This window comes from Ruegeria sp. AP7, assembly GCF_056539905.1.
In genome coordinates this window covers 1-8653 of sequence record NZ_JBQFVT010000027.1, presented here as the reverse complement: position 1 = coordinate 8653, position 8653 = coordinate 1, and the positions used below count along the sequence as shown (strand labels likewise).

The window sequence follows — 8653 nt, the reverse complement described above, 5'->3', positions numbered from 1 at the left end:
AATTGATCACACGGTTCAATTGCTTAACCTCTTCACCTCGTCAGGCTCATAACCTGAAGGTCAGAGGTTCAAATCCTACTCCCAAAACCAAATTCCAAACAACCCGTTCAGACTATTTTTGATCACACGGTTCAATTGTTTAAAGCACTCCAAGCTATAAGTCTCTTGGGGTTAACGAATAGCTATGCAACTGAGCCGCTGTCTCTGACCTCAACTATTCTGGTAATAAAACGACAGCCTGCGGCTTGATCCGCTTGGTGGACGAGGAAATGGGGCGGCGCGGATGACTTGATCTCTGGCGGCGCGTTCGATCTCGGGTGAGCCTGAGCTGTCGACGATGTCGACCCAAGCCAGTGATCCATCAGGATTAATTTCGAAGAATACCTGCGCAAATCCTCGGACTGGGACATAGACGACGGGTGTTTGATTTAGATGGACCAGAACCTGTCCGGCATAGTTCGTAGTGTCGGAGTTTCCTGCGCCGCGGCCTGAGGATTGATTTCTGCCACTGCTGGTTCGGAACGGGTCAGCCCCTTCTTTTTGATACAGGCTTAAGGGCGACTCTACTGTCCGCGAAGGGTTGCGCAAATTGTCGAAGTTACTGAATCCATCGAGCGATTTTGGAGTATCCGTTGCGGGCCTTCTGTCCGGAAGGCGGGGACGCTTGGAGACAGATACAGCCTGATCGGAAGCCCCGGTTTGTTCTTCCGGCAGCTCTGTTGTTGGCTCATCGACGGAACTTGGGATTTCCGGTTCGACTGCCGCACTTTCCAGTTGAGGGACCGGAGCAGTTGGGGCGTCTGTGGGTGGTAGCGCTGCCAAGCGCTCGGGCGCCGGGGGTGTTGCGTTAGTCACCGCGTCTGCGGCTGGTTCGGCGCTGGACGGGGCGACCGGTTCGGTCGGCACCCCTTCCTGCAATTCTGATTGTGGGGCGACGGGCGCTCCGACATCGGGTGAAGATACCTGCTGAGGATCGGGGGAGGCGACGAGTGTTTCGCTGATCGGGATGTCGGCAGTATCGGGCCTAATAGTGTCTTCAACCGGAGGCTCGGGTGTTTCAGCAGATTCCGGTTGCACCGGGTCCGTCGTGTCTTCGGTGAATTCTTCGAATGTGTTGCCAAGCTCGATCAAGCTGACCGATTCCCCCTTGGATCGCAATTGTGGCAGACTGGGTCCGTAGAAACTGATCCCAAGGATGTGCAGGACAAGCGAAAGCGCACCCGCCAACGCAGCGACGGCTGCTGACTTCCGGATCATTTTAACGCCTGCTGGGTCACGAGGAACACAGACGGCGCGCCATACCGTCGAAGGGCACCGGTTACCTCCATCAACCGTTGGCCTGAAACATTGCGGTCGGGGACAATCCTGACCGGTCCGTCATCATGGCTGGCCATGAAAGCCTCAGGGTCGGTTTGCACTCCGCGAAAGCTGAGGATGCCATCAGCGTTTAAGACAAGTGCATCGGGAGGGTCGCGGCCTTCGAGTTCCGATGTGTCGACAAGCTGAAGCTCTGGATCAAGCGGTGGTGCCAGGGTGCCTGCAATCAGAAAGAAGATCAGCATCAGAAAGACGACGTTGATCAGAGGGATGGTCGAGTCTCGTTTGCTGCTTGGGCGACCAAAGCGGATCATCGGTCTACTCCAACACCGTGACGGTCAAGCCATCGCGGCCACGCAAAATAACCAGCAAATCCACAAGTCGTTGCGCGGACGTATCGGCATCAAGGCTTACCAGAGCCTGACCTGTCCCGATCCTTGCAGACAGGTCATCCAGCGTCAGCGTTTCGCCGTTCAAAGTCACGCGCTCTGCACCGATCTGGATGAAAATTCTCTCTACTGGCTCAGCCGATTCTGATGCGCCTGAGGTTGCGCTGCTGATTTCGATCTCCGCGAATTTTGAGAAGGTTGAAGACAACATGAAGAACAGCAACAGCAAGAAGATGACATCGATGAGCGGCGTCATCGACATCGGTCGTCTGACAAAGGGTGCCGTGTTACGCATGTTCAGCGTTCAGAATCTCGGTCGCGCCGGTGGCGGGCTGGTTCGAATGGTTTGGGACCAGAACCGTGCGTAGTGCTTTGTCCGCAAATACGCGTTCGCGCGCGGTTCGGCTTTCAAACCAGGACAAGACCATCGAGGTTGGCATCGCCACCGCAAGGCCAACAGCTGTGGTTACCAGGGCAACCCAGATGCCGCCTGCCAGCAATGAAGGATCGACAGAAGACCCGGCCGACTGAAGGCTTTGAAACGCATTGATCATTCCCAAAACTGTCCCGAACAGCCCGAGCAGAGGCGCAAGCTGGGCAACCGTGTCCAAAAGTCGAAACCCCCGTTCCAACCCGGCCAGTGCCAGCCCGGCTTCGGCATCCAACCGGGCGTCCAGATCTGGAGTGTCCGGCGCGTCCATTGCGGCTTCGACAAGCGGTGCAAGATAGCTGCTGCTCTGTGCGAGGCGTGTGCGTGCCTCGGGCCGATCCCCGGCATCCCAGGCTTGCAGCGCTTGTGACAGCACCTTGTGCCGTCCCACGCCACAGGCTGCAAACTGCCACAGCTTGTATATACTGACCGCGACGGTCAGGACCGACATGACAATAAGGATAGCCACTACGGGCCCGCCAAGGGCTAGGATTTCCCGAAGAGAAGAGAGAATATTCATCCAAGTAACTCCACTTCAACTCGGCTGCTGAGCGTTAGGGTCGATTGACAGACGTCGCTCTGAGATCCGTTTATCACGCATGAACTCGCGCCATTGATCAATGCTCGCCCAACAGACGTGCAAGACATCCCTGGCAGGTCAAACTGACGGACACGCGGGCGATCCAAGGGTAAGTCTCGAAAATCAAAAAGTGAAAGGGTTACAACACTCCCTTCATTATCGAATATCACCGTCTCGAATATTGCCTCATCGATGCTGGTTCCGGATTGGTTGGTCACCAGGAAGGTTAATCTACAGGCACCACTAACGTCTGCCAAGGCATTGAGCTCCAAAGAAATCTCAGCGGCAGGTGCCTCAGCGGATTGCGCCAGAGCTCCGCATGAGAGCAGGCATGCGAAACAGGTAAGCAGGACACGGAGAGATCTCATTGAAGGGCACCTATATGCTTGGGCGAACCGCGTTTGTCTGCGTTGTGTAGCCGACAATGGTCCTCTCATACCTGATAGTACTCTCACTTCAAAGGATCGCTGAAACGATTGTGAATTCGACAATATTTGAGGGCGATTTTGAAGACGTAGTCCAGCAAATTGACATAAAATGTGACGAAATGACGGATATCTGCCTCATTTCGTCAAGACAAGATCTGCATTCCGAACAATTCGCCCCTCATAATCGAAAGAAATACAGTATGGAGGCGCGTTTTGAGCTGGAATATTTGCGTAGTCGGGGCGGGGAAGATCGGTCAGATGATCGCGACCTTGTTGAAATCCTCGGCGCATTACTCGGTAACTGTTGCCGATCATGATCTCTCGGCATTGTCTATATTCAACAAGCGCGGGATATCAACGCGGCAGATCGATGCCCGTGACAGTGCAAGCCTCGAGCGGGGGCTCAGGGGGTTTGATGCTATTATTTCGGCAGCTCCGTTTTTCCTGACGCCAGCAATTGCCGGTGCAGCAAAAGCAGTCGGAGCCCATTACTTTGATCTGACAGAAGATGTTGAAGCGACCAATGCGGTACGCCAACTTTCGCAGAACAGTGACACAGCATTCATGCCGCAATGCGGATTGGCACCCGGATTTGTCGGTATCGCTGGCGCCGCGCTGGCTTCGGAATTCGATGAGTTGGAAAGCTTACATATGCGGGTTGGGGCACTGCCGCTGTTTCCGACCAATGCATTGAAATATAACCTGACGTGGTCCACTGACGGATTGATAAATGAGTATTGTAACCCTTGCGATGCCATTGTGAACGGCGAGCGGGTTAAGACAGCGCCACTCGAAGATTATGAACTGATCGGCCATGATGGTGTGGAGTATGAATGCTTCAACACGTCCGGTGGGCTGGGTACGCTGCCCGAAACGCTTGAAGGTAAAGCGCGGGCTGTGTCCTATCGGTCGATCCGATATCCGGGACATCGGGATATTCTTCGATTGTTGCTAAGTGATTTGGGACTAGAGCGTCGGCGCGATCTGTTGAAAGAGATCTTTGAAACCGCTCTGCCGCGCACCGATCAGGATGTAGTGCTGGTCTATTGCACTGCCAAGGGAATGATTGATGGTTCCCTGCGCGAGAAGTCCCTGATCAACAAATCCTTTGCCCGCACCATTGATGGGCAAATCTGGAGTGCGATTCAGATCACCACCGCAGCAGGTGTGCTGGGTGTCGTCGATCTGATGCGGACGGGTGCTTTGCCGTCCAAGGGATTTGTCCGGCAGGAGCAGGTAAAGCTTGCCGATTTCCTGAACACAGAATTTGGTCGGCTCTACCGCGCCGGCGATGTCACCGAACAGAACAAGGCGGCCTGAGATATGAAAGATGTTGTAATGACTGCTGAAGCTACTCTTGCGAAACTGGACCTGACAGCGACAGAGCTGACTGGTGGATCGCTGCGCGTGACTTCTCCAATTGATGGAAGTGTGCTGGCTGAAGTGCACGAAACGCCTCTGTCCGAGATGAAATCCATATTTGCGCGCTCGAAGAAAGCGTTCAAAGCATGGCGGGTTGTGCCTGCCCCGCGCCGCGGAGAACTGATCCGCCTTCTGGGCGAAGAGTTGCGTGCGGCCAAAGATGATCTGGGTGCCCTCGTCAGTTGGGAAGCCGGTAAGATCACCTCGGAAGGGCTGGGCGAAGTGCAGGAGATGATCGATATCTGCGACTTTGCCGTGGGCCTATCACGTCAATTATATGGTCTGACCATCGCATCGGAACGACCCGGCCATCGGATGATGGAAACTTGGCATCCTGCAGGACCAGTGGGTGTGATCTCGGCCTTCAACTTCCCGGTTGCGGTCTGGTCATGGAATGCGGCGTTGGCGTTGGTGTGTGGCGATCCCGTGATCTGGAAGCCTTCGGAGAAAACACCTCTGACCGCGATGGCCTGTCAGAAAATCTTCGAGCGCGCATTGGCCCGCTTCGGGGATGCGCCTGACGGCCTGCTGCAGACCCTGATCGGAGGTGCCGCTCTGGGTGAAGCTCTGGTCACGAGCGAGGATGTGCCGGTAATCTCGGCCACCGGCTCCACCCGGATGGGCCGCGCAGTTGCTCCGATCGTGGCGCAGCGCTTTGGTAAATGCATTCTGGAGCTCGGTGGCAACAATGCAATGATCGTCGGTCCCTCGGCCGATCTGGAAATGGCGGTCCGGGCGATCGTGTTTTCAGCCGTCGGGACGGCGGGTCAACGCTGCACCACGCTACGCCGTCTGATCGTGCACAACTCGATCCGTGAAGAGCTTGTTGCGCGCCTCAAGAAAGCTTACTCGGGCCTGCCAATTGGCGACCCGCTGGCGGAAGGGACATTGATAGGTCCGCTTGTCGATGAAGCCTCCGGCGACGCAATGACCGGAGCGCTTAGAAGGGCGGAAGCCGAGGGTGGGAACGTCTTTGGTGGCAAACGAGTGATCGAGGGAATGCCCGGTGGCGTCTACATGGAACCCGCCATTGTCGAAATGCCCAGCCAGACGGCAACTGTGAAGACAGAAACCTTCGCTCCGATCCTGTATGTCATGGGTTATGATGATTTCGCCGAGGCGATTGAGATCCAAAACGATGTGCCCCAAGGCCTGTCATCCTGTGTTTTCACGTTGAACATGCGTGAGGCAGAACAGTTCCTGACCGCAGCTGGCTCGGATTGTGGCATTGCAAACGTCAATATCGGCCCATCCGGGGCCGAGATCGGAGGCGCGTTTGGCGGTGAGAAGGAAACTGGTGGTGGGCGCGAAAGCGGTTCGGATGCCTGGAAAGCCTATATGCGCCGTCAGACCAACACGGTGAACTACTCAGCCGAGTTGCCGTTGGCGCAGGGTGTCAAATTCGACATCTGACTGGCGGGTCTCGATCATTAGCATATCCGGCGGAGTTTATGTACGCCGCCGGATATCAATCCGCGAAAAGGTAATCCAAATGCATAATCGATTTGGCCTGGGCCTCCGTTAGGTTCAGAAACTCGGCTATTGCCTCTTCGTTGACCAAGCGATCAGCAGTTTCGCGCAAATGAAATAAACCATCGTTTTTGGAGTAGCGGATCTGCTCAGATTCATAAGCAAGTGCATTCCGCAAAGTCGGAAGCAATCGGGCCATTGACTCGGCCGAGCTGTTCTGACCGGCCAACCCGACACGCAAGGCGTGACCAGCAAGGTATTCGTCGGAATAATCGCATTCGATTTCCAGAACACGCGTTTGGGCTTGGTCCCCGCCAAAGTCCTGAATGACGTCTAAGTTCGCAGGATCAACGCATAAGATCAGTTTTTCGCTGTCGAAATGTTCGAATAGCAATTTCGCGACTGCGCGACGATGTCGGGAGCGTTTGGTCAATGTCGTCTCAATGCCACCCAGATCGGGAAGCGGAGTGTCTTGCTCATCGTATATGTATTCAATACAGGGAATGCTGGTTTCCGAGGCAATCTGATCAACCAATCGTTTGGCAACGTGCCATTTTTTGCAGACAATCAAGTATATTTCGCGATCGGTTCCCAGGGTGTTTCCCGCTTCCCAGAACCGTTGTGTGTACCGTCGTCCGACGCGTCCACGGCTGGTCAAGAAATGATACAGTTTGCGCCCTTCCCCAGAAATACCAAACGCGACCCCTTCGCTGGCATATAACTGCCCTAACCGTTCCTTGAGCTCATGGGCTTCGGGGCTTATCTTGCGTGCGAAGAGGTAATCCTGACCCAGCAGCATGTCATAGTGATCGTTGTAGAAACTAACGGGCATGCCGTAATCGGAGAACATCAGAAATGTTAGCGTTCGGTTCTCGATCTCGAGCTTTGGTATCAGATGGCGAACGAGAGTTTGAAAGAACGTCTCATCCGGAATCCACGTTGTCTTGAAGAACCGAAGCACGTCCGGGCGTTGTTGCAGGAATTCGAGGATCATCTCGACAGTACGACGGCGAAGACACCACCATTGGCTGCCAATCATGATCTGAAGGTCTGACGGTATGTCGCGAGTGAGGCCAAACCGTTTTTGCATCTCGTAAGCGGTGTAGAAGAGGCGCGGTTGATTCCGTTCGTTAAAGTAATGGCGATAGATCAGCCGGTCTTCTTTCATCCCGGTCTTGATCCAGTTGCTTGCGAAAAAATCGTGGCTCTCGATGAAATCCACATCGCGATCATCAAGGAAACCGTGCACATATTCAGCGGTCTTGATGGCCATGCAATCGCCAGACAGCATGTAGAAATGGGTGGCCCTGGGGAACTGCTCTACCGCCGACTGAAGCGCATGTAGCGTGGCCTGTACCAAGGACCATTCACCCCATCCGCATTTAATGCGCTTCTTCGAAAAGGTGACATTAGGGTTGTCGCTTAGAGCCTCGCGGATTCGCGCATAATCTGTGTCGCTGGCACGGGCATCAAAATGGATCGCCATGCAATCACCGGCAGCCGTCAGCTGACCGGCCTGCGCGATGATCGCGTCCGGATCTTTGTGACACAGCAAGATAAAGGCAATCTTTGCCATTCTATATTCGTATTTCCCCGTTTCTGCCGTTTGCAACCGTGATACTGAGGATGAGCGATTGAATAAACAGAATATTTTTGGTTCTTTGAGCCAATATGCCGGAGTATCAATACGATAACTGGCTAAGGAGGCACAGCAGATGGGTTTTCCCGGTACATGGATGACCGAAAGTCAGAGCATGGTCTATCGTGTCGTGCCAAAATGCGCCTGCTCGACCATTGGGCAGATCATGTATTTCTCGGATCATGGCCGGTTTTTTGATGGCGATATTCACGACGCCAATGATGGGATGCATAAGTGGGCTTTTAATGCCAGTCAGGACCCAATTGCGCGGAATGTTCAGTCGCATGGGTCATACACTTTTACCTGTGTGCGCAATCCGTATACGCGCATCCTAAGTTCGTTCTTCGACAAGATCTGCGGCATACAGCGGAACGGTAAACGCTATCGCGGAAATCTGGTGCCGACGTTGATTTACAACTACGGGATTGAGGTTGGCGGTGAGGATGGCAAAGGTGAGTTTGACCAAATCGCCAGTTTCCGCAGGTTTCTACTGTTTGCGCGCGATACGATCCGCTGGCGCCGCCCAATGGATCCAGACATTCATTGGTCCGCCATGTCCGGCCATGTCTCAACGTTGATCGCTAATGGTGGCCGATATGATCGCATTTTCTGGACCGAGAAGTTCAATGATGGAATGCAGGATGTTCTGGATCACCTGGACACAGCGCATAGGGTGACTCTGTCCGAAATTCCACGCTTCAATGAATCTGAAGGCCACGGGCCAAAGCGTGCGCATCCGGTCGAGGACTATTTTGACGACCTGTCCATGCACTTGGTCTATGAAATCTACAAGCAGGATTTCGAGCTGTTCAAATACGATTTCGAGAATCCCGCGAACAAGATGCCAATCGGTGAAATCGATTTGGACGAGATTCACGCAAAACTGGGTGACTGAGCTAAATCAGAAGGCTCCCGCTCGTCGTCAACGTCTCTGACAAGACGTCTCCTCTGGTTGGGCCCGGCGCCGCGCATGGCGCG

General features: G+C 54.3%; 8 protein-coding genes. 3 read left to right on the top strand and 5 right to left on the bottom strand.

The window, feature by feature from the left end; all coding sequences use genetic code 11:
* Positions 1-210: 210 nt before the first annotated feature.
* The 4 genes from ACR0KN_RS22205 to ACR0KN_RS22190 are packed head-to-tail and all read right to left on the bottom strand — an operon-like array spanning position 211 to position 2656.
* Positions 211-1257, bottom strand: a complete 1047-nt coding sequence (locus tag ACR0KN_RS22205) for an energy transducer TonB family protein (protein ID WP_480656652.1) — start codon at positions 1255-1257, stop codon at positions 211-213.
* Positions 1254-1631 carry an ExbD/TolR family protein gene (locus tag ACR0KN_RS22200; protein WP_480656650.1) on the bottom strand — a complete coding sequence of 126 codons (378 nt, stop codon included), beginning with the start codon at positions 1629-1631 and terminating at the stop codon, positions 1254-1256. The genes ACR0KN_RS22205 and ACR0KN_RS22200 overlap by 4 nt, the downstream gene beginning before the upstream one ends.
* 4 nt (positions 1632-1635) lie before the next feature.
* Complete coding sequence (locus ACR0KN_RS22195) at positions 1636-2001, bottom strand: ExbD/TolR family protein (RefSeq protein ID WP_480656648.1); 366 nt, start codon at positions 1999-2001, stop codon at positions 1636-1638.
* On the bottom strand, positions 1994-2656 hold the full coding sequence (locus ACR0KN_RS22190) for a MotA/TolQ/ExbB proton channel family protein (RefSeq protein WP_170775795.1): 663 nt from the start codon (positions 2654-2656) through the stop codon (positions 1994-1996). Before ACR0KN_RS22190 ends, ACR0KN_RS22195 begins: the two co-directional genes overlap by 8 nt.
* A gap of 701 nt (positions 2657-3357) precedes the next feature.
* Between ACR0KN_RS22190 and ACR0KN_RS22185 the strand changes: the two genes are divergently transcribed.
* Both ACR0KN_RS22185 and amaB read left to right on the top strand, forming a co-directional pair.
* Positions 3358-4464 (top strand): saccharopine dehydrogenase family protein, encoded by a 1107-nt coding sequence (locus ACR0KN_RS22185; protein WP_480656646.1) that lies wholly within the window; start codon positions 3358-3360, stop codon positions 4462-4464.
* A gap of 3 nt (positions 4465-4467) precedes the next feature.
* Complete coding sequence (gene amaB / locus ACR0KN_RS22180) at positions 4468-5979, top strand: L-piperidine-6-carboxylate dehydrogenase (RefSeq protein ID WP_480656644.1); 1512 nt, start codon at positions 4468-4470, stop codon at positions 5977-5979.
* Positions 5980-6034: 55 nt separating this feature from the next.
* Here amaB and ACR0KN_RS22175 read toward each other — a convergent pair whose 3' ends face one another.
* Positions 6035-7612, bottom strand: a complete 1578-nt coding sequence (locus ACR0KN_RS22175; protein ID WP_480656642.1) for a DUF5928 domain-containing protein — start codon at positions 7610-7612, stop codon at positions 6035-6037.
* A 139-nt stretch (positions 7613-7751) separates the two neighbouring features.
* Between ACR0KN_RS22175 and ACR0KN_RS22170 the strand changes: the two genes are divergently transcribed.
* Complete coding sequence (locus ACR0KN_RS22170) at positions 7752-8570, top strand: sulfotransferase family protein (protein ID WP_010438722.1); 819 nt, start codon at positions 7752-7754, stop codon at positions 8568-8570.
* The last annotated feature ends 83 nt before the right edge of the window (positions 8571-8653 follow it).

Excerpts from the sequence above, each read along its gene's own strand:
- ACR0KN_RS22200 (WP_480656650.1), bottom strand. The coding sequence starts at position 1,631 with ATGATCCGCTTTGGTCGCCCAAGCAGCAAACGAGACTCGACCATCCCT.
- ACR0KN_RS22190 (WP_170775795.1), bottom strand. The coding sequence starts at position 2,656 with ATGAATATTCTCTCTTCTCTTCGGGAAATCCTAGCCCTTGGCGGGCCC.
- ACR0KN_RS22175 (WP_480656642.1), bottom strand. The coding sequence starts at position 7,612 with ATGGCAAAGATTGCCTTTATCTTGCTGTGTCACAAAGATCCGGACGCG.
- ACR0KN_RS22170 (WP_010438722.1), top strand. The coding sequence starts at position 7,752 with ATGGGTTTTCCCGGTACATGGATGACCGAAAGTCAGAGCATGGTCTAT.
- ACR0KN_RS22195 (WP_480656648.1), bottom strand. The coding sequence starts at position 2,001 with ATGCGTAACACGGCACCCTTTGTCAGACGACCGATGTCGATGACGCCG.
- amaB (WP_480656644.1), top strand. The coding sequence starts at position 4,468 with ATGAAAGATGTTGTAATGACTGCTGAAGCTACTCTTGCGAAACTGGAC.
- ACR0KN_RS22205 (WP_480656652.1), bottom strand. The coding sequence starts at position 1,257 with ATGATCCGGAAGTCAGCAGCCGTCGCTGCGTTGGCGGGTGCGCTTTCG.